The 22,285-nt window shown below is 46.3% G+C and carries 13 protein-coding genes; 10 read left to right on the top strand and 3 right to left on the bottom strand.

The annotated features are described in order from the left end of the window. The first annotated feature begins 1 nt into the window (after position 1). The 5 genes from NEPTK9_RS03710 (at position 2) to NEPTK9_RS03690 (ending at position 3,934) form a co-directional block, all read left to right on the top strand. Entirely contained in the window at positions 2-646 is a 645-nt protein-coding gene (locus NEPTK9_RS03710; RefSeq protein WP_194847486.1) for an HAD family hydrolase, read from the top strand. A gap of 509 nt (positions 647-1,155) precedes the next feature. Beyond that, the gene (nadD, locus tag NEPTK9_RS03705) at positions 1,156-1,746 is read left to right on the top strand and encodes a nicotinate (nicotinamide) nucleotide adenylyltransferase (protein ID WP_194847485.1); all 591 of its coding nucleotides are present in this window, start codon (positions 1,156-1,158) and stop codon (positions 1,744-1,746) included. Positions 1,747-1,921: 175 nt separating this feature from the next. Continuing rightward, on the top strand, positions 1,922-2,272 hold the full coding sequence (gene rsfS, locus NEPTK9_RS03700; RefSeq protein ID WP_194847484.1) for a ribosome silencing factor: 351 nt from the start codon (positions 1,922-1,924) through the stop codon (positions 2,270-2,272). Beyond that, the gene (gene fabF / locus NEPTK9_RS03695) at positions 2,269-3,528 is read left to right on the top strand and encodes a beta-ketoacyl-ACP synthase II (RefSeq protein ID WP_194847483.1); all 1,260 of its coding nucleotides are present in this window, start codon (positions 2,269-2,271) and stop codon (positions 3,526-3,528) included. The genes rsfS and fabF overlap by 4 nt, the downstream gene beginning before the upstream one ends. Next, positions 3,518-3,934 (top strand): bis(5'-nucleosyl)-tetraphosphatase, encoded by a 417-nt coding sequence (locus tag NEPTK9_RS03690; protein WP_194847482.1) that lies wholly within the window; start codon positions 3,518-3,520, stop codon positions 3,932-3,934. The genes fabF and NEPTK9_RS03690 overlap by 11 nt, the downstream gene beginning before the upstream one ends. Here the strand turns inward: NEPTK9_RS03690 and NEPTK9_RS03685 are convergent. Beyond that, positions 3,931-4,125 carry a hypothetical protein gene (locus NEPTK9_RS03685; RefSeq protein ID WP_194847481.1) on the bottom strand — a complete coding sequence of 65 codons (195 nt, stop codon included), beginning with the start codon at positions 4,123-4,125 and terminating at the stop codon, positions 3,931-3,933. The genes NEPTK9_RS03690 and NEPTK9_RS03685 overlap by 4 nt on opposite strands. Before the next feature lie 277 nt (positions 4,126-4,402). Here NEPTK9_RS03685 and NEPTK9_RS03680 point away from each other — a divergent pair, with 277 nt between their 5' ends. Together NEPTK9_RS03680 and NEPTK9_RS03675 are read left to right on the top strand one after the other, a co-directional pair. After that, complete coding sequence (locus tag NEPTK9_RS03680) at positions 4,403-5,383, top strand: hypothetical protein (protein WP_194847480.1); 981 nt, start codon at positions 4,403-4,405, stop codon at positions 5,381-5,383. Positions 5,384-5,396: 13 nt separating this feature from the next. After that, a complete protein-coding gene (locus tag NEPTK9_RS03675) occupies positions 5,397-6,155 on the top strand; it encodes a hypothetical protein (protein WP_194847479.1) in 759 nt (252 codons plus the stop codon). Here NEPTK9_RS03675 and NEPTK9_RS03670 read toward each other — a convergent pair. Next, positions 6,152-12,793 (bottom strand): autotransporter-associated beta strand repeat-containing protein, encoded by a 6,642-nt coding sequence (locus NEPTK9_RS03670; protein ID WP_194847478.1) that lies wholly within the window; start codon positions 12,791-12,793, stop codon positions 6,152-6,154. The two genes, NEPTK9_RS03675 and NEPTK9_RS03670, sit on opposite strands and share 4 nt — an antisense overlap. 104 nt (positions 12,794-12,897) lie before the next feature. On the opposite strand from NEPTK9_RS03670, the gene NEPTK9_RS03665 reads away from it, so the two are divergent. The 3 genes from NEPTK9_RS03665 (at position 12,898) to NEPTK9_RS03655 (ending at position 21,825) form a co-directional block, all read left to right on the top strand. Further along, entirely contained in the window at positions 12,898-15,639 is a 2,742-nt protein-coding gene (locus tag NEPTK9_RS03665; protein WP_194847477.1) for an AMP-binding protein, read from the top strand. Next, the gene (gene cysS, locus NEPTK9_RS03660; protein ID WP_194847476.1) at positions 15,632-17,029 is read left to right on the top strand and encodes a cysteine--tRNA ligase; all 1,398 of its coding nucleotides are present in this window, start codon (positions 15,632-15,634) and stop codon (positions 17,027-17,029) included. The genes NEPTK9_RS03665 and cysS overlap by 8 nt, the downstream gene beginning before the upstream one ends. Positions 17,030-17,211: 182 nt before the next feature. Continuing rightward, complete coding sequence (locus tag NEPTK9_RS03655) at positions 17,212-21,825, top strand: tetratricopeptide repeat protein (protein ID WP_194847475.1); 4,614 nt, start codon at positions 17,212-17,214, stop codon at positions 21,823-21,825. Positions 21,826-22,029: 204 nt separating this feature from the next. On the opposite strand, the gene NEPTK9_RS03650 is transcribed toward NEPTK9_RS03655, so the two are convergent. Continuing rightward, on the bottom strand, positions 22,030-22,284 hold the full coding sequence (locus NEPTK9_RS03650) for a hypothetical protein (protein ID WP_194847474.1): 255 nt from the start codon (positions 22,282-22,284) through the stop codon (positions 22,030-22,032). Between the last annotated feature and the right edge of the window lies 1 nt (position 22,285).

The raw sequence follows: 22,285 nt of genomic DNA, 5'->3' as shown, positions 1-22,285 counted from the left end.
ATTGAAGCAAATCAGCGCCTTTGACCTAGACCATACATTGGTCTCCTCTAACTCTAGCCTCCTCTTCTACCGCTACCTCATTGCCAAAGGGTTTTACCGCCCCCTCTCGATTTTGCGCACCCTCATCTACTCAATCCGCCACCACTACTTTAATCTTTCCCTCACCGACCTGCACATCCTTGCTTTTGATGAGTTCCTTAAAGGGGCTCCCCTCCCTCTTGTTCAGGAAGAGGTGTTGCAGTTCCTTAAAAAAGATTTCTTTCGTTTCCTCTACTATCCCACTTTTTCCCGTCTTCGCAGGGCGCAACATGCTGGTCACCACACCATCATTCTCTCGAACGGTCCCTCCTTCATCGTTGGCCCCATCGCCGAATATCTTGAGGTGAGTGAATGGCGCTCTTCCCATTACTCTGTTGATGAAGAGGGAAATTTTGACAAGGTGGAGTCGGTCCTTTTGGGGATAGATAAAGCGAGCTACATCAAAACGCTCATTGAGAAGTTTAAGACAAAAGCCAAACAGGTGACTGCCTACTCAGATAGTGACCTCGACCTTCCTTTCCTAGAAGCTGCGGGAACCCCCGTTGCCGTTCGTCCCAACAGCAAACTCCGCAAAATCTCCGAACAAAACGCTTGGGAGATTATTTAGAGGGGTATCGTCAATAGCTCCCTATTGCCATTGCTCTTTCTAGGGAAAATTTCTACGTTACCCTCCTTCAAGAGCCCACTGCGGGGCTCTCTGCATAGGGCGCCTTGAACTTTTCTCCTATAAAGTCGACCCTGAAAAACTCCTTGCACAAGCAAAACCGCGCTTTTTCCCCATGAGCACATCTTTTTTCCTTACTCAACCCACTGCGGGGTTGAGGTGCGTCAAAAATCTGCACCCTGGGGAAAAACCTTCGGTTTTTCTTTTGCAAGTGCAGATTTTGTTTATCGAATTTGCAAGGAAATGGGGTGTGTAGCCCAATTTTCTTGCAACTTATAAAGAGGTTTTTCTGTCTTAACCTTCTCACAATAAATATAATCCTTAGTTCTTCAGGGTCGACTATAAAGAGCCCTTTCAATGGCGATCTTTTAACGGCACCCCTCTTATTTTTTCGTGGCAAGAGAGTATTGAGAAATAGTAAAAAAATTGTTTCTTAGTGTATAAATGCGAGTATGGCAAAGAAAATTGGTTTTTTTGGGGGGACCTTTGACCCCATCCACTTTGGACATCTCAATTTGGCGATTCGCATTAAAGAGATGCATGGCCTTGATCAGGTCCTTTTCTGTCCTGCCCATGTGTCGCCCACAAAAGGGGATGCGCCTCCTGTTGCAGCGGCGAACCACCGGTTGAATATGTTGCAGCTGGCGCTCGAAGATGTTCCCGGATGTGACCCTTGTAATGGGGAGATTTCTCGCCCTCCTCCTTCATATACAATCGATACGGTCCGGGAGATCGGGGGAGAACTTTTCCTCATTGTCGCTGAGGATACCGCTTATGGCTTTGGAGAGTGGAAAGAGATCGATGCGCTCCTAGAGCTGGCCCCCCCTCTTGTAGGGGTGCGCCACGGCTTCGACCCCAAAAGATTGGAGCAGCTTCCTGAAAAAATAAAATTGAAAGTTGAAGCGGGAAGGTGTGAAATCCCCGCAATGGATGTGAGCAGCACCGAGGTGCGGGAGAGACTCAAAAAAAGACTTTATGTTGGCCACCTAATTCCTGGAAAAGTCCTGGACTACATTCACCAAAATACTATATACTCTCCGTAAGAGGCCATTGGAAAACTCGCTTTGGTGGGATAAATGCTCAATTTTTTTTGAAATTCGGTCTTGGATTGAGTTAACATACCCCATTAGGTGTAGATAACTCAATCCAAGACCGAATTTCAAAAAAAAGGGGGCGTTTAGCCTGCCGAATGGATTTTACAATGGCCTCGCATAGATTATGACTGATTATTTAAAGCAAATCGCACAGACAATTTTTGACAAGAAAGGCTCGAACATCATCGCGATTGATGTGAAGGGGATTTCTTCGATTACCGACTACATCTTGATTGCAGATGGGAATGTGGACCGCCATGTGGTCTCTTTGGCAAAAGAGATCCAAGATGTCATGCGGGAAGTAGGCGAAAAGCCAGCCCATGTTGAGGGAATGGAGCATGGAGAGTGGGTCGTTTTAGACTATTTCCAGGTGGTGATCCACCTCTTCCTCCCGGAGATGCGGCAAAAATATCAATTAGAACGACTATGGCCCGATGGGAAGGTCATAGATTTAGATTTTGAGGTAAAAAAGTGACGAAAAAACGGCGTGTTGTTGTAACAGGAATGAGCGTTGTCTCCTGTTTTGGGACCGATGTCGATAAGTTTTATCAAAGCCTTCTTGAAGGAAAAAGTGGGATCACTCCGATTACCCAATTTCCTTGCGAGGAGTACTCAACCCGTTTTGCGGGAGGGGTTCAAGACTTTGAAGTGGGCGACTATATGGACAAAAAACAGGCCCGCCGTGTCGATCCTTTCATCCGCTACACGATGGTCGCAGGAAAAAAAGCCCTAGAAGATGCTGGGCTGACCGGAGAGGCCCTTGAAAAACTCGAAAAATCCCGCTGCGGTGTTTTGATCGGTTCTGGAATGGGAGGGATGTCGGTCTTTTTTGATGGAAACAAGACCCTCCTCGAAAAGAGCTTTAAAAGAATTACCCCTTTCTTCGTCCCTTTTATCATCACCAATATGGGTGGGGGACTTTTAGCAATCGATCTCGGCTTCACAGGGCCGAACTACTCGATTTCAACAGCGTGTGCCACCGCTAACTACTCGATTGTCTCTGCCGCGCAACATATTGAGCGGGGGGATACTGACCTCATGATTTGCGGAGGAGCTGAAGCGCCGATTAACCCGATTGGTGTAGCAGGATTTGTTGTGATGAAAGCTCTTTCTGAGCGGAACGAAGAGATGGATACCGCTTCTCGCCCTTGGGATAAAACCCGTGACGGTTTTGTCATTGGAGAGGGAGCCGGCGTCCTTGTTCTCGAAGAGTATGAGCATGCAAAAAAACGGGGAGCAACCATCCTTGCCGAGTACCTGGGTGGCGCCGTTTCAACCGATGCTTATCACATCACTAGCCCTCGCGAAGATGGCGCTGGAGTCGCATCATGTATCGAAACAGCCCTCAAAGATGGGAACGTTTCCAAAGAGAGAGTGAACTATATCAATGCCCATGCGACATCGACCTCAGTGGGCGATCTGTGTGAGATCCGAGGGATCCGGACCGTCTTTGGTGACCAGGTGAAGAAGATGAAGATGAATGCGACCAAGTCGATGACTGGCCACTGTCTTGGTGCTGCTGGAGGGGTCGAAGCCGTTGCCACCATCAAAGCGATCAATACGGGAAAACTTCACCCGAATCCGAACCTTAAAGATCCCGAAGATGAAGTGAAAGACTTTGACATCGTCGGCGACAAAGCTGAAGACTTTGAAGTGGACGCAGCGATCTCCAATTCCTTTGGATTTGGAGGGCACAACTCGGTCGTTGTCTTCGGTAAATATGCAGGTTAATGGATTTGGGATTATCCCGCTGACTTACCGTAAACAGGTGTGGGAAGCATTCCTGATCCAACATCTCGAAGGAGGTCATTGGGGCTTTCCCAAGGGACACCCTGAAAAGGGGGAATCGCCCAAACAAACCGCTGAAAGGGAGCTTCTCGAAGAGACCGGCATGACGGTCGGTCGCTACCTCGACGCCCCATATCTCGTCGAAAAGTACCAATATATCCATGACGGCCTTCTCATCGATAAAACGGTCCGCTTCTACCTCGCTGAGACGGCCAGTCCAAAATATACTCTCCAAGCGGAGGAAATCTGTGGGGGAAAGTGGCTCCTCCTCAAAGATCTCCTCTCTTATGCGACTTTTGAGGAGGAAAAGAACTTGTACCTATCTCTGATTAAGTCTCTTGAGAGTTAAGTTGGAAGATTAATACCTAGGTACTCACCACCTTTTGTTGCAGAAAAATCTGTTCCTTGCAGGAGTGTCGACTGAGCTGAAACAACGTAAGAAACTCCATCTACGTTGTTCATTAAGTCAGCAAGTGGCTGATCCTGTCCAGAGAGTTGGTTAAGGGCATTTGTTGTATGACCGGTGACTTTACCTACCATGATAAGACTCCTTGTTTTTAGGTATATCTTAACGTCTTAACGAACAGTAGCATTTTGTGTCAAATTTCCTATTTAGTCGACCCTAAAAAACTCCTTGCAAAAGCAAAACCGCGCTTTTCCCCCATGAGCACATCTTTTTTTCTTAGTTCTTCAGGGTCGACTATTTAAAAAGAAGCGAGAAACTCCTTGTTTTTAAGACCTTTCTAACCAACAGTTTATGTTTTTCCATAACATACTTTTTGCACTATAACATCGCAAATGTTATAGTGCAAAAAGTATGTTATTGAAGGAAGTTATCAAGAATTTAGAGCTCTATCTTAGTCAAGCTCTTGGTGTGCAAACAAAAGCTTCTCCATGGAAAGGAAAAGGAGATTTACCACTTTTTCTTTTGAACTCCTATGATTTCTATGAGATTTTGCTATTTGACCGACCTTGTTTGCTTATTATACCCAAACAAGAGACAACAGTATCTCCCGCAACTCTAAAGAAACATAGGGATCAAGTGCAAACAAAATGGGTAGGTTGCTGTATATACGTCCAAGAAGCCATCTCTCCATACAATCGACAACGTCTTATTCGTCACCGTATCTCTTTCATTGCACCGGGTAATCAAATGTATCTTCCAGGCTTAGGGATTGATTTGCGTGAATATTTTCAGCAACCTAAACCTAAAAAGGACCTTTTCAGCCCTGCCACACAGGCAGTTGTGATCTATGGACTGTGTCATAACCCGTGTGAAGGTTACACAACGACTGAACTTATCAAAGAGTTGGGGTATTCTCGTATGACACTTAATCGAGCCTTTAGTGAATTAGAAAAGGCTGGTGTGGGCTTAATCGATCGAAAAGGAAAAGAACGGCGCTGGTCCTTCAGAGAGGAGAAGCGTGAACTCTGGACTCAGACGGAGCCTTTACTAAGGTCTCCTGTCAAGCAACGAGTTTGGGTAAAGGGAAAAAAACCAAAAATAAAGGCTGGCTTAACCGCTTTGGCAGAGTGCTCTATGTTGAACCCACCGACTGTCCCTATATATGCTATGAGTATGGCCGATTGGCTCCATTGGAAGGAGTCAGGCGTTAAGGTTTTGCCTATATCTGAAGAAGCAACGGCAGAGCTAGAGATATGGCACTATAATCCAACCTCAATCACACATAATAGTGTGATTGACCCCTTTTCTCTCTACTTAAGTTTAAGAGAGATCAAAGATGAGCGCATTGAAGCAGCCTTAGAGAGTGTCATCAAATTATCTCTGAAGAAATAAAGGAGAATATCAAGTGGTAAGAGGATTAAATGACTTTAAACAGCACTTCGCTGATTATGCTGATAAATATGTACTCATTGGGGGAACCGCATGCAATCTAATTATGGAAGAAGCTGGTCTTGATTTTCGAGCCACAAAAGATCTCGATATTGTCCTCTATGTCGAAGCGCTTGATGGTGATTTCGTGTCTGCTTTTTGGAAGTTCGTTGAGATGGGAGGGTACCAACACCGTCAACGAAGCAGCGGGAAAGAGATTTTCTACCGTTTCTCTGCCCCCAATAATAGAGAGTTCCCTGCGATGTTGGAGTTATTTTCCCGAGTCCCTGACACCTTGCAGATTGTAGAAGGGAGTCATTTGACTCCTATCCCTACCGATGAATCTGTAATGAGCCTATCAGCCATTCTACTTGATGAGAACTATTATCAGTTCATTCACGCGGGGAAGCAGAATAGCAGTGCTTTACCTGTTGTTCGTGCTGGTCACTTGATCCCCCTAAAAGCGCGGGCTTGGATCGATCTAATGGATCGAAAAAATGTAGACGCAAACGTCAATGAAAGAGACGTTCGCAAACATAAGAATGATATTGTTCGTTTATACCAGCTACTTACACCATCTGACAAAGTTATTTTGCCTCAGTCTATCAAGGAGGATATGAAGCAATTCTTGGATCGCGTGCAAGGGGAGTCTCTAATAGATCTTAAGTCGCTAGGGATAAAAAATACAAGCTTCGATGAGCTGCTTGCTACACTACGACAGATATATAATGTTTAAAACCGATAGTCAAACTTGAGCTTGCCGGCGTTGATGTAGGTCTGGTCGAAGAATCGTCCATTGTAGCTCATGTCGAGGGAGAAGTTGCAACCCTTGGTGATCTGAAGACCAAAGTTAAAGAGAAGCTGGTTGGTCGTCTCGTTAAAGCCAACGACGGTGAAGTTGGACTTGCAGAGGGTTTGCTTGTGGAAGCGGGAAGTATAGCTTGCTGAGGTGAGAGGAATATTGGCGCCATAACCGATCTCGTTATAGGGGGAGATGCAAAGATCGCCAGGGGTAAACTCAAGGACGTTTTTGATGAGGACTTCAGGCTGGAGGAAGGCGGAATATTGACTGTCGATAGCGAGGTTGATCACTCCTGCGCCCCTTTCGGTATAGCTATTTTGAAAGATATTGAGGTAGCTGAGGCGGACGGTTGGCATGGTATAGAGACGGTAATCTTTGCGGGTATCGCCCCACTTGAGCCGGTAACCTCCATCAATCCGCCCGAGGATGTCGTAGGAATGATGGCTATTTTTAGCGTCACGGCTAATCCCTGTAAAGCGGATCCGCCTTTCGATGTTGTAGAAGTTGACGGCTCCTTGGATAAGGGCATTTCCAAACCAGCTTTCACTGACATAGCCCACAGAAGGGCAAAGGTAGATGCTATTCCAATGGCCACTTCCACCGTTATTTTTCCAGCCAAGGTCGGTATAGGTATAGCCGGCTCCAACGGTTGCATTTAGGAAATGGGTTAGGATGTGGCTGGCTCCAAGAGCGACTCCAAAAGTCCGGCTGTTAAAGCCGAGCTGCTGCCCAATGGAGGTCTGCCCTTGCCACTGCCCAACAGGGGCGATCCATAGGCGGGTATTCCCATCACATTCCTGGTCACACCAATAGGTCCGTTCGTTGCTAGTCACAAAAAGGTCTGACATCAGATGGCTGTTTTGGAGGTTGATGAGGGGAAGGGCTCCAAATTGAGCGGGGCTCAGCTGGTCGAGCTCTTCGACAAACTCCTTTGCGGGAAGGCGGACGATTTGCTTAAGAAGGGAAAGGAGATCGGGGTCGGAGACCGCCCCCTCACAGAATAGATATTTGGCAACCTCTTTGGCGTTTCCTTTAAGGTCATCGATTGGGACGGGTAAAATGCTCCCTGCAAAGCTGAAATCGAGAAGAACACTACTGGGAAGGTAAAGGATGGCAAAAGTGGTTCCAGCGGGCCCCAGCTCTTGTCCAAAGGTTCCAGTAACTCCTCCCGTTGCAGTAAGGAAGGTGTAAAATATGTCACCACTATAGACCCCAGGAAGGGGAGAGATAGTGACGGTTCCCGCAAGGGAGGCGATTCCTCCCACATCAACAAGGTCGGCATTTCCCGCATCATCGATCTCGATGATCACATTCCCCGAAGCTCCTTGGGTAAAGTTTCCCCCCACGGTGGTTGTTCCAATCGAGTTTCCGGGAGAGGTTGTTCCTGAGTTGGTCAGACTTGCCACTGCTCCGTTTCCTGAAAGGGTTCCTTCGGTTGAGGTGATGACAGGGCCGGCAATCGACCCGTTGAGGTTGACCTCTCCCCCATTGATCGTTGATGTTCCAGTAAATGGGGAGCTTCCCATGACGGAAAGGGTTCCGGTCCCTTCTTTAAAGAGGGAGCCTGTTCCAGAAATAGAGCCACTGAAGGTGCCGTTAAAGTCTTGGTCAAAGGTGACCGTTGCTCCTGAGTTGGTAATCGTCCCTTGGAGGCTTGTTGAGGTTCCTTGTAGGGTTCCTGCAGTAACGGTTGTCCCTCCTGTGTAGGTGTTGTTGGGGCCAGACAAGGTAAGGGTCCCTGTTCCACTCTTGAGGAGGAGCCCACTTCCCTCCATGCTTCCCCCATAAGTGTTCGCGGTCATTTGGTTGAAGTTGACCGTTGCGTTGTTGGTCACATCTCCTTGGATCGTCTCTCCTGTTCCTTCTAAAGTTCCAGAGGAGACGAGCGTTCCCCCTGTGTAGTCGTTAGTTGTTCCTGTGAGAAGGAGGATACTCGACCCTGTTTTGATGAGGCGTCCATCGTCGGTAATTTTTCCTGATAGGGTGAGGGGAAAGTCGGTCTCAAAGGTTCCATCGCCTGAAAGTGTCATCGTTTTAGCAGAAGCAAAGGCTGCTGTATTGGTCAAGGTTCCACTATCAAAGGTCACCCCCCCAGTTCCTAGGTTTACTTCAGAGGCGATGATCAGGTTGCCATTCCCACTGATCTTTGTTCCTCCCAAGTAGGTGTTGGCTCCAGAGAAGGTAATGGGACCATCTGTGCTGCTAACAATGACGTGACCACTGCCTGACATTACCCCGGAGTAGGTCCCGGTTCCTTGGTTGAAGTTAACGATGGCGCTGTTTGAAATAGCTCCTTGGATTCCCGTAGGGCTTCCCGCTAGTATCCCTGCAGAGACGGTGGTTCCTCCGGTGTAGCCATTGGCACCGGTAAGGGTGAGGGTTCCTCCTCCTGTTTTGGTGAGGGTTCCGCCTCCCGTCATCGCTCCCGAGTAGGTGCCACTTGAGCCTTGGTTAAAGTTAACCGTGGTTCCCCCAAGAGCGGTAATGGCCCCTTGAAGACTTGTGGTATTTCCCGAAAGGGTTCCTATATCGACTGTTGTTCCCCCTGAGTAGCTATTGGCACCGGCAAGGGTCAGTGTCCCTGCCCCTGTTTTTTCTAAAGAACCTGTCCCGCTCATGGCTCCGGCGTAGGTTCCAGCAGACCCCTGATCAAAGATGACTGCGGCATTATTGGTAATCGCTCCTTGGAAGCTGTCGGTATCCCCTTGAAGTGTTCCGGCAGAAACGGTGGTTCCCCCTGTGTAGTTATTGGTCCCTGTCAAAATGACCGTTCCTACTCCCTCTTTAATAAGAGTGCCCCCGCCACTAATTATCCCTTCGACGGTGAAGGTGTCGGCAGTGCTCAAGGTTCCAGAGGTGCTCAGGGTAAATGTTTTGGTGGAGGGGAGGGTCAAGGTGGCACTTGCTAAAAGGGTTCCTTGCCCAAAAGTGACAAGGGTTCCTGTTCCGAGATTATCGGGGTCAGAAAAGCTGATCGTCCCAATGGATAGAAAAATTTCTCCGGAATAGCTGGTGTTTGTCCCGTCTAAGACGAGGGTTCCTGAACCAACTTTTTCTAATTTCCCTGTTCCTGACACCGACCCGGAACCCGTATTTAAGGTCAAGGTGCGGCCAGGGTCAACGCTGAGCATTCCAGGTCCTGCAAAGATGACATCTCTATCAGAAGAAAAGGAGCTTGTGACTTCCCAAGATCCACCCCCACTAAGGGTAACCGCTCCAGATAATGCCCCCAATTTTTCATCGGTTGGAGTGGCAACAACTCCTTGGGTAATATCGGTGCCTCCTGAGTAGTCATTGCTATTATTGGTAAGGGATAGAACACCAGGTCCTGCTTTAGTTAATGTTCCAGTGCCAGTGATCAATCCACTATGGATGAGAGTTCCTGTTGTGTCAAACGTTCCTCCTCCAGCATCGAGAGTTGTCCCTCTTGATATTGAAAACCCTGCCGTTGTGATGAGGGTCGACCCATTTAAGGTCAGCCCCCCAGAGCCACTTCCCAAGTTTGCATTTGCGCTGACGCTCACTGCGCCCACATCGATCTCTGTTCCTCCACTGTAGGTATTGGTTCCAGAGAGAGTGAGGGTTGAGCTCCCTACCTTTGTTAAGGTCCCAGTTCCCGACATCACATCTGCATACTCACCATCTGAGCTTTGGTCAAAGGTAACATTGCTATTGTTATCGATCGCTCCTTGAAGGCTTGTCGTGTTTCCTTGGAGGGTTCCTGCGGAGACAGTCGTCCCTCCGCTATAGCTGTTTAAGCTGGTTAAAGTCAGTGTTCCAGCCCCTTGTTTTTCTAAAGAGCCTATTCCCGACATCATTCCTGCATAGGTCCCTGCTGCCGTCTGATCGAAAATCACGGCAGCATTATTGGTTATTATTCCTTGCAAACCATCGGTGTCTCCCTCTAGGGTTCCAGCAGAAATGATGGTTCCTCCCGTATAATTATTGGTTCCCAGCAGAGTCATTTTTGCCGCTCCCTCCTTAGAGAGGGCCCCAGTGCCTGTAATACTTCCTGAAAAAGAGCTGTCTGTTCCAATATCAAAGATGCCTCCTCCATCGAGAAGGGTGATCGGGTTGGATGCCGTAACCGCCCCAGTCGTTTCCAGGTTGCCCCCACTAAACTCTAAAGTCCCTGATCCAAGATTATTTGCGTTTGAGATACTGGTAGTTCCAACGACAAACCGAAATCCTCCTGTAAAACCGCTATTATCTGCTCCTAAAGAAACGGTTCCAAACCCAATTTTCCGGATTTGTCCCAAGCCGCTAATTGTCCCATTCCATGTTAAGGTCGTGTTCGTATCGGTGCTTAACGTTCCTGGGCCTGTCATGATAAGAGCTCTATTTGTGGTAAAAGTCCCTGTTGTTTCAAGGCTTCCCCCAGTAAAGGTCACACTTCCTCCTAAGTCTCCTAGCCTTGGATTATCTCCAACAGCAAGAACTCCTTGTGTGATCTGCGTTCCCCCTAAATAGTCATTGCTATTATTGCTTAAAATGAGCTCTCCTGGCCCCGATTTTATAAGTGCTCCTGCTCCTGTAACGGTTCCTGTCAGCGAAATCACTCCCGAAACAGTGTTAAAGGTTCCACCCAAGGCCCCTAAAGTGATTCCCCGGCTCGATGAAAACCCTGCAGTTGTGGTTAGCGTTCCCCCATCAAGAGTGAGACCTCCACTATTGTCTCCCAAGTTGGCATTGCTACTAATGCTTAGCGTGCCGGTACTGACAGTTGTTCCTCCGGTGTAGGTGTTGGCTCCAGAAAGAATAACGGTCCCGGTCCCTGTTTTTGTCAAAGAGCCAGATCCTGATGTCAAACCTGCATACTCGCTATCTGAGTTTTGATTGAAGGTGAGAGTGCCGCTGTTTGCGATGTTGCCGAGGATGCTTGAGGTGGTTCCTTCGATCGTTCCTGCAGATAGGGTAATGCCCCCTGTATAGCTGTTACTTCCAGAAAGGATCAAGGTATCAGCGCCCTGTTTCAGGAGAGTTCCAGGTCCTGTTATGTTTCCTGAAACGGTTGTTATTGCCCCGGTATCAAAACCCCCATTTCCTGTAAGGGTAATAGGGTTAATGACATTGACAACACCTGTGGTTTCTAAGAGGGCTGAATTATTAAAGAGAAAAGCCCCTGTCCCATCTCCAAGGTTATTTGTCGTAGAAACGGAGGTGGTTCCAACAAAGAAGTTAATCCCTCCAGAAAAGCCACTATTGTCCGCTCCTAAAACAAGGTTTCCATTCCCAATTTTCCGGATTTGTCCTGAGCCACTAACCGTTCCATTCCATGTTAAGGTTGTCCCTCCATCGACACTTAAAATCCCATTTCCTGTCATGGTTAGCGTTCTAGCTGTTGTAAATGTCCCGGTTGTCTCAAGGTTTCCTCCGTTGAGGGTGACTCCTCCTGAGGGAGCTCCTAGCCTTTCATTCGCTCCCGTAGCAATAATCCCTTGGTTGATGATCGTTCCCCCGGAATAGTCGTTGCTGCTATTGTTTAAAGCAACTTCTCCCGCACCTGTTTTTATCAAAGAGCCAGGACCTGTGACCACCCCTGGAAGAATGAGCGTTCCCATTTCTGTATTAAAAGTTCCCCCACTTCCCGCTAAGGTCACCCCTTTTGCTGAAGTAAACCCTGTTGTGGTGTGGAGGGTTCCTCCATCAAGGGTCAGTGCCCCTGTTCCAAAATTTCCATCGCTGCTGACCCTTAAAGAACCGCCTGACTCGACCGTAGTTCCTCCACTATAGGTGTTGGTTCCAGAGAAAGTCACTTCCTCTGCACTGCTGACAATGACATTTCCCGTCCCACTGAGAGTATTGGAGTAAGCCCCTCCTAATCCACTAAAATTCACCGTTGAATTATTTGTAATATCAAATGACATTGAGGTAGAGTCTCCAGCAAGAGTTCCACCAGAAATGATAAAGGGGTTTGTAAAACCACCCGTAGAGAGTGATAGGGTTCCATCACCTAACTTTGTGATTGTTGTGGTATTCGAGGCAAATCCAAAGAAGGAAGCGGTTTTCCCCGGAGAGACATCAATCGATGAGGGGTTAGTCACAGCGCTGATATTTGCACTAAAGGCTGCATCCTCTGTAATGAGAAGGGTGCCCCCATTTAGTAGGATCGATACCTCTTGTAAGTTTGATGGTTTGTTTGTCTCTAATGTTCCTGAAATCACCGATATCAAAGGTGCATTTGTTGTTCCCGATAAAAGGACTGTTCCTGTACCGGTTAGATTGAGGCTTGTCCCATTTACCGCCCCTCCAAGTGTAAGGGTTCCCCCAGAATTGTTAACGATCGAACCAGAACCAATATTGAGGTTAGATGTAACCGTATGGACGCCAGATGAGGAGATGATGTCACCATTGACATTGAGTGTTCCTCCCGAAAGGGTATAGGAATTGGCATTGTCAAAGGTGAGGTTATCGACCGAAAAAGTTCCATTAACGGTGACTTCTCTAGGAGCTGTAATCACCGATCCAAAAGCAACACTCGTGCTAGAGCTATTGGGAACAGAAGGGGGATCCCAGTTACCAGCGGTACCCCAATTCCCATCAGTATTTACATTCCACTCAGTAGCCCACAAACTACTTCCCACAAAAAGAAGAAAAAAAAGTCCTTTTCTCATTCCTTACGAATTAGCCAAAAACCCCTTTTGTGTCAAATCACTAAAAGTGTTAAAACGAGGGGATGAGAAAAATCATGATTGCCATCGGATCGTGGCTTATTTTAAAGCTCCTGTCCCTCCGTTACAAAATCGAGGTGAAAGGGCTTGATACAATCCAAGGAAACGGGGGAATCCTTTTCCTGCCTAACCATCCTGCCGAGATCGACCCGATCATCATCTACAACCTGCTTGCAAAAACGTTTAAACCCCGTCCCCTTGTTATCGAACACTTTTATTACTTAGGGGGAGCTCGCTTTTTCATGAATATCATCCGCGCCCTTCCGATGCCCAACTTTGAGCTCTCGGCCAACTCATGGAAAATCCACCAAGTCGATAAATGTTTAAACAAGGTTGAAAAAGAGATGGGAGAAGGGGAGAATTTCCTCATCTACCCTTCAGGAGCGCTCAAGCGGAAAGCCCATGAAAGTATCGGAGGAAACTCGTTCATCCACAAGCTGGTCAAAACCTCTCCCGACATGCATGTTGTCCTTGTCCGGACAACCGGTCTTTGGGGAAGCTCTTTTTCGTGTGCCTATTCCAAAGAGTCTCCCGACTTTTGGAAAGTCCTTGGCAGAGGGCTTAAAATTCTCCTCAAAAATGGAATCTTCTTCACCCCCAGAAGGAAGGTGACGATCGAGTTTGAAGAAAACCCCGCTGGCTTTCCCAAAAAGGGGACCCGCCTTGAGCTCAACCAATTCCTCGAAGAGTGGTACAACAAAGAAGACGAGCCCCTCACCCCCGTTTCTTATAGCTGCTTCCGCGAAGAGATTTCCCTCCTTCTAGAACAAAAAGAAAAGAAGAGAGAAGAAAAAGTTCCCATTCCCGACCCGATTCGAGAAGAGGTTTACCGGGAGCTGACTAAACTTTCCGGAGTCAAAGAGCTCACCGATGAAAAAGACCTTTCCCATGATCTTGGCCTCGACTCCCTGGACCTTGCCAGCATCTATACCTTTATTGATCAGCGGTTCGATATCGAAGGGGGGCGTCCGGGCCGCCTCCATACCATTTATGATATCCTTTCCTTGATCGTCCAAGGAAAAAAAGAAGAGGCAAAGACCCCTCATGAAGAGGTAAAAGATCCTTGGCCCAAAGAGCCAAGCCGTCCCCCTGTCCTTTTTCCCGAGGGGAAAACCCTCACCGATGCTTTTCTCGAAGTAGCTGCCCGGATGGGAAGCCATATCGCCTGTGCCGATGGCTTGACAAAGTCCCTCACCTATAAAAAACTTCGCCTTGCCATCTTTGTTCTCGCCGAAAAATTTAAGGAATTTCCCGGGGAGTATGTTGCCATTTTGCTCCCTTCCACCTCGATCTGTTACATCCTCATTTTGGCTCTTCTTTTTGCAAAGAAAACCCCTGTGGTGCTCAACTGGACAGCAGGGGAGCGCAGTCTCAAATTTTCCCGCGACCTTCTCGGCTTTGAGACGATCCTAAGCTCCCGCCGCTTCTTAGAAAGGGTCGAACGGCTCGAGCTAGGTACCCTCGAAGAGCAAATCCTCCTGATGGAAGATTTTCGCCACACCATTTCCCTATGGGATAAGCTAAAAGGCATGTTTAAAAGGAAAGGACCCACCCTTCAAGAAGACGATCCCGCCGTCATCCTCTTTACGAGTGGAACCGAAAGCTATCCCAAAGCGGTCCCCCTATCCCATAAAAACCTCCTGAGCAACCAAAAAGCGGCCCTTGAATGTGCCCAGGTTAACGAAAAAGATATTCTCTACGGCGCCCTTCCTCCCTTTCACTCCTTTGGCTTTTCGGTGACCGGCCTCCTCCCCCTCCTTGCCGGTCTTCGAGTCTTCTACTCTCCTGACCCCACCGACACCCACCAAATGGCCCGCGAATGTTTTGAGCAAAGAATTACCCTCCTCTGTTTGGCCCCCACCTTTTACCGGAACCTCTTTCGGATCGCCACCCCTCGCCAGCTCAAAACAGTCCGCCTTTTCGTTGCTGGAGCGGAGAAAACGCCTCCCGAACTCTTTGAACATGTAAAGCGGCTTTACAACGGTATGCCCAAACAGGATCAAGAATTGGGAATTTGCCAAAGCCAGCGCTCCAGATTTAGCTCCCTCGAAGCAGTCCCCTATCCAGGAGATAGGGGCGATGCAGAGGGAGCTAAAGATGGGGATGCAGGCGCAGGCAAAAACCAATTCGTGAGCATGTTTGGGCATAAGGAAATGATTGAGGGGTATGGGATTACCGAGTGCTCTCCCATTGTGACGATTAACCGGCAAGGGGAGGAGCCCCGTGGGGTGGGCCACCCCGTTCCTGGAGTCGAGCTTTGCGTGATCGAAGGGGGAGAGATCGCCATTGCAGGGCCCAACGTCTTTGCCGGTTACCTTGGGAAAGAGGCTCCCAACCCCTTTGTCGAGATCGATGGGAAGCGGTGGTATAAAAGTGGTGATTTGGGCCATATCGACGAGACCGGTGCCCTCATTTTGAAGGGGAGGATCAAGCGCTTTGTCAAAATAGGGGGAGAAATGGTAAGCTTAGTGGCATTAGAAGAAGAGCTAGGCCGCGCCGCCCCTAAAAAAAGGGAGGAGACCCCACAGCTTGCCATAGGTGTGCATGAGAAGGATAAGCCCCAGCTCATCCTCTTTACCACCTTTTCCTTCACCAAAGAAGAGGCGAATAAGGCATTAAAAGAGGGAGGCTTTCCCCCTTTAGTCAAGGTGGCTGCCGCCTATCAAGTGGACGAAATTCCTATGACAGGGACGGGGAAACTCCAGCTTCGCGCGATCCAAGAGCTCGTGAAGGAAAAACATGCTTAAACTTTACAATACTGAAACCCGCACCAAGGAAGAGATCCAGCTCCAAGGTGACACCCTCACTATGTACACCTGCGGGCCCACCGTCTATAACTATGCCCACATCGGGAATTTTCGGACCTATGTCTTTGAAGATCTCCTCCGCCGGACCATCAAGTCCTTCGACTTTCCCCTCAAGCAGGTGATGAACCTCACCGATGTCGAAGATAAGACGATCAAAGGGGCCATCGAAGCGGGCGTTCCCCTTGCCACCTACACCCAAACCTACAAAGATGCCTTCTTTGAAGACCTCAAAACCCTCTACGTCGAACCCGTCGAGATCTACTCTCCGGCTACCGACTACATTCCCCAAATGATCACCATGATCGAGGCCCTCATCGAAAAGGGGTTTGCCTACCAAGGAAAGGATGGGGGAGTTTACTACCGCCTCAGCGCCTTCCCTTCCTATGGACGTCTTTCTCACCTCAAGCTCGACGAGCTTCAGGAGGGGGCATCCGAAAGAGTTTCCGACGATGAGTATGACAAAGAATCGGCCACCGACTTTGTCCTCTGGAAGTCCTACGATGCCAAAAGAGACGGCGACATCTTTTGGGAAAGTCCCTTTGGGAAGGGGCGTCCCGGCTGGCATGTCGAATGTTCCGCCATGGCCACAAGTCTTCTCGGCCCCACCATCGACATACATGTCGGCGGCGTCGACAACATCTTTCCCCACCACGAAAACGAAATCGCCCAATCAGAAGGGTGCACGGGCAAGCATTTTGTCCGCCACTGGCTCCATGCCGAACACCTCATCGTTGATGGGAAAAAGATGTCGAAAAGTCTCGGAAACTTCTACACCCTCCGCGACCTCCTTGACAAAGGATATACCGGAGCCGAAGTGCGCTACCTTCTCTTAGCGACCCATTACCGAACCCAGCTCAATTTTACCTTTGAGGGGCTCGAAGCGGCCCGCCAAACCCTCACCCGGATCAGTGACTTTGTCCACCGTCTCCGCTCCGCCGCCGCCCCCACCGGCGCCGCCGCTCCGATCGACGATGCCCGGACCGCTTTTAAGGGAGCCCTGGGCGATGACCTCAATATTTCTGTTGCCCTTGCCGCCCTTTTCGACTTTATGAAAAAGGTGAACACCCTCATCGATGCAGGCCAGCTCACCGCTAATGAAGCCACTCGTGTCCTCGATTTTCTTCAAGAGCTCAATACTGTCCTTGCCGTCCTCCCTCTTGAAGAAAAAGAACTCGAGATTCCCGCCGCCATCACCGCCGCCTTTGAAAAGCGGCAAGCGGCCCGCGCCGCCAAAGACTGGGCAGAAGCGGACAAACAGCGGGACTATATTCATGAGCAAGGTTATCTCATCGAAGATAGTCCCACAGGATCCCGGGTAAAGCCTCTATGAGCTCTTGATTCAAAAGGGCTAACTCTAAAATGCTTATTCAGAAGTGTTAACAATCGAGTAAGAGAACCGGAGAAACCTGGTTCTCTTACTCAATCGCTTACACCTGTAATTTTTTTCTTGGCAAAAAAGATTGTGTTAAATTAGATTTATTTTTTAAATTACCTAAACTCAAGGAGTGTAATATGGCGTCTTCTTCAAATTCACCTCTAAACCAAAATCGTAATGCACGCCTACAGGCTGAAAGTGTATGTACCCTAATTGAAGATCGTTCAGAGCTTGATAAAAGGATTGGAAATCTCACAACTGAACAAAATAGCATCCGAAAGGTTGAACACGATAGATTTGCAACCATTGTTGATCGAATATCAAATCAGGTAGCAGATCGAAGTTGGGTTAAGAAGATTCGTCGCCCAGAAACGTTATTTGCACAAGCTTTCTTTAAGAAAGAGTCCTCTTTTTTGGATGATACTGTTAACTTTGTTTTACGGAGAGAGCCCGATGGCCCAGAAGCCCGTTTAAACGCATTTCTGAATGAAACAATCGACCAACGCCATCCCACTCTTTCATTGATTGATAAGGAGGTTTTAAGATTAAGACGAGATTCCAGTCAAAGAGGTGATCTTAAAGGGATAACTGGAGAAATAAGTAAACTTATTGATCTTTACGAGGAGTTGAAAGTAGAAATTATTAATTCACGAGGTAAGGAAAGGCTAAAGAAGATTATGGGTCCCACTGTTCTCTGTCATAGAGGTGGGCCTTTTCTGAAACTCTCACAAACAGAGGGGCGATACCTTTGTTCAATAGGTAAATATAATCAAAGAAAAAAACAAAACGCCTATGGAGCAAGCTCCGTAAGGTCCCGTGATGGGATCTTTTTTAAAAGAGAAAACATCAACCCCCTTAGACCCGGTGAAGAATTTCTCGTTAAATCTTTTTCAAAGCTAATATCCCCAATTGCAGGAAATGCCGCTACAAAGCTCTTAAAGATCAAAAACATTTGGATTAAAAACCCTCTATCATACAAGCTTTGTGAACATCCATTACGTAGAAAATATCTTATTACTCAACTCAAAGAACAAGCTCAAAAAAGTAAAGTTGCTGAAAAAAGTAAAGTCATTAAGGATAAAAATAAGACAATAAGGCACAGGGAAATTTTCAAACATTTCACAGGTCAGGAAAAAAGGGTTTACCCCTTTACCTATCAGAAGATTCATCAAGTCGTTCAGGCTTCAATTGAAGTTTCAGGTGAAAACCTTAGGGAATTTATTCAACATAAGCGCTCTTTAGAGAAGATAACACAAGAAAGCGCCACTATTCAGCTGCTTCTTGCTCTTTTTCTACGATTAGGGGATGCTCGTAGTGATAACTTTATGGTCAGCCAAAACAATAATCTCCGTCTCATAGATTCTGACCCGATCTTTAAGCCTTATGTAACCTATTCTAGAGGGGTTCACAAAGTCTCCACTCGCTCAACTATTTTTTTGCTCCCTCAAATGGATAAACCTGTTCACTTGGAGACTTGCAAACGCTTCATCGATAAACCCACCTCTTTATTCCTTATCGATTGGTTAACAGATATTTCTGAGCAAAATACATTCTACACTCAACTAGAAAAAAGTCATATTGTCGATGAGGCTGAAATGTACTCTCTTGATCTTCCCATCAAAATTGCATGGGAAGACTTCCATTTTCTTGAGACTCAACTGCACAGGTTTAGGGGTTATATTGAGAAAAAAACCAAACCTCCCTCGATGTGGCAACTTGTCTCTCTTCTTGCACCTGGCCTTGATACTGTTTATAAAGCCTTAAAAGCGCTTGGAGAAGAGAAGGGAATCTTAGCGGCAGAAATGGAGATTTTTAAGTTTGGCTCATCTGCTATTGAAGAGCTACTACTTCCAGATAAAACAACCCAAGAAGCTATTGAAACACTTGCAGATCTTTTTCCTCATCAAAAAGCAGCTCCACTCACAATTCCGGAGTTGGTACCAAAATGGCTTCCGACAGTCGACCTCTCTGCTTTTACGGAGATACAGGAGCTCCTTTTTGTAAATAAGGCATTTGAACTGTCCCCTCATATCTATATTAAAAATAGTCGCATAGATGGTAGAGAGCTTTTTAGGCAAGCTAAAAAGTGCAATATAGAGCGCCTTACCCTAGATAATCCTTTCAATGTTAGTCCCGGCCATATCTTAAACTTTCTAACCTTAACCTCTAGCCTAACGCACCTCACCTTAAAACTTCATATAAAGGATGAACAACTTTCAAGAATTAGAGAAAGTTGTGAACGGAAAAAAATTATCTTTAAAATTGAAAAGCCTGCAACTCCTACTCTTAAAGTTGATGAAATTCCGACTAATTTATTTCAAAAAGAAAAGGCAACCCTTGATAAGCAGCAGAAAAAATATGGAAGAAAACATCACTTAGTTGCAACCACCTTGAATACCATAGGAGAGCGGTTGAGAGATAAAGGGATGCATAAACAAGCTCTTGTATATTTTTTAGAGTCTTTAAGTATACGCCAAGAGCTTTCTGGTAAGAAATCCCCTGAGGTAGCAGCAAGTTTACAAGCTGTGGGCCAGGCCTTTAAGGATCTAGGAGAACTTCAGGAATCTCTATCCTATTTAGAGAACGCTTTAGCGATAAGAAAAAATTTAGCCAAACCCAATCATGCAGAGTTAGCATCAAGTTTCAGTGCCATGGGAGAAACGTTAAAAAGCTTAGGCAGGTACCAAGAAGCTCTTCAAGCTTTTAAGAAAGCTCTCAATTTGCGGAAGCAGTGTTTTGGAGAAAAACATGGTGAAATAGGATCAAACTTAAATGCCATAGGAGAAGTCTACAGAGATTTAAATAATGGGAAAAAATCCCTCAAATACTTTCGAGAATCACAGAATATGCTAAAGAACTTCTTTAAGCCTGATCATCCTGAAGTGCTTGCTACCCAAAAAAATGTGAAAGATGTACAAAACAACCAACAAAATAAGCTCGAAAAACTACCTAAAAAACTCGAAGAAGATTATCAAAATCTCCTAACTAAGGACGCCGAAGGAACATTAAGTGTTGAACAGCTTGTAGACTATCAAAATGCCTTACAGTCGAGTTTCGCACAAACGAGTTCCGTACAAACGAATTCCGTACAAACGAATTCCGAAAAAATAACTTCAAACCCTATTTTTTATCAGATGCTAAATGATGACACCGAATCACTGCTGATAGCAAAGCTATCTAACGATTCCTTAGCTCTTCAACCAACCGCTACATTTAGAGCCGAAAATCAAACTTACAGAATCTTCCCCACGAAGGGTGAAGGAGCCTGCGCTCTTCACGCTCTTTTAGGAGAAGAGCTCGATGGAATGTATCGGTTCCCTGGAGAAGTTCATTCTTCATCTAAACAAGCAAAAGATGAATTTATTCATCGGCTTAAGGAAAATATCTTTAAGTTAAATGATCGCCAAACAAAAAAACTTTTTTATATCCTTTTTAGTGCCCATCTTACCTCATCAGATCCTTCTTCAAAAATGCTTTTCATGGATAATCAAGCAGGAAAGGTAATCCATGCGAAGTTTGAAGCACTCAAATCTCAATTTGAAGAAGAAATAGCGAAAACAAATCGGCAAGAAGCCGAATTTTGGAAGGAAGAAATCACTACAAATAAAAAAATTCTTGATCGGTTATCTTCTGAAGTCTCCGATATTCAAGATATCAGTAGCCCCTATTATGGAAAAAATAAAGCTCAGCTTCTAGAAATTTTTAAACGGAAGCCCCTGGCTCTCCTCAGCCGGATCAATGAAGAGGTTAATTTCCACCTCAGTAAACTTGGTAATAGCGCTAGACAGAAGATTGAGAGTTGCCGCTCAAAAAGAAAAGAGCAACTCCAAAAGCTAAATTCCAAAAAAGAAGAGAGCATCCTTTCCGAATCTGCAATAACCCATTACCTGACAACCGTACAGAGACCTCAGTATTATCTCAACACTCCAGAAATCGAGCTAGCTGCCCATGTTTTTGGAAAAAAAGTACTGATTGTTAATTCCGATGCAGGGGGAATTCACCCTGCAGGTCCTGTTATAAATGATGACCTAAACGTTCCACTGACCGTTATCCACCATCAAGGAGCCCACTTTTCTCGCTGTATAGAAACGTCTCGACTATTAAAACCACCTTCAAGTTCAAAATTAGCTAAGCCTTCAACTACTCAAGGTAAATGGACTACTTTCAACCTCAATACTTGGAAAAAGCACTACGGAACTGTTAACGAAATCACCCTCCCTTCAAATATCGAAAGTATCATGAATCAACCCTGTCCTATTTGGTCGGGACGTAAAGTCTATCAAACTCATATTCTAGCGATGATTCCTAGTAAGCTCAATGGAAAGCCGCTCACACCCAACAACCTGTTTAAAGCACGTCCCCTTTCTACAGCAAAATCTCCATTTGGCAATATTGAAGAGCCCCTCAACATGACTGTGGATAAACCCTATTGGGTTTTAATGACGCGTAATACACTCCCTAAATCTTACAAAATGACCTATGATGAGCGCTGCAAACTCCTTGCCAACTACCCAAATTATTCACCCCCAAAAGTCATTGAAGCCGCCATATGCACCTCTATGGAATATCTTGAGAACAAACAAATACTCTTCCCAGACTCTGCCCCTAGCTGGATGCGATGGACGCAGTGTAAAGAAAAGATACATAACGACTCCCTATGTGTGGGCGATTTTGATGAAAATGGATGTAGAGTCTTCACCTACCCGGGAAAGAGTTATGGAGGCATTGTTGGGGTCCGTAGACTTTCATAGGTTAAACACCGATGAGTTTATAAATTGATAATTAATAGCTTTTAAACTGAGGATAAAAATCATGAATAGTTACCAAGTTAGGTGTGACGATTACACAATCAGTTTCGGTAAAAGAAACTTGTCACTAATAGCACGTTGCGAGAAAAAAAATGGAGAATATTCTGAATGCACCCTTAAAGAAACTTCTTTAGAAAAAATCTCCGATCACATTCGTATGGGGGATGTCCCTGTTTTAAAAGACAGAAATATCATTTGGATTCCTTCAAGGGCTTCCTTCTCATCATTATCTAGCTCAAGTTCTTCTAGTTCCTCAAGTAGCTCAAGTTCTTCAAGAAAAACTACCTCGGAAGACTCGAACAGATCGCGCCCGAACAAGAAACCTCTGTATTCAAGGATCACTAACCCTTCCATTCTAGTTAATCCTGAGCCCATTACAGTCAAAGGACTTAAAACTTTCAAT

The organism is Candidatus Neptunochlamydia vexilliferae, assembly GCF_015356785.1.
Classification (GTDB): Bacteria; Chlamydiota; Chlamydiia; order Chlamydiales; family Simkaniaceae; genus Neptunichlamydia; species Neptunichlamydia vexilliferae.
The sequence above is the reverse complement of the archived record's forward strand: the minus strand, read 5'-3'. Positions and strand labels throughout refer to the sequence as shown.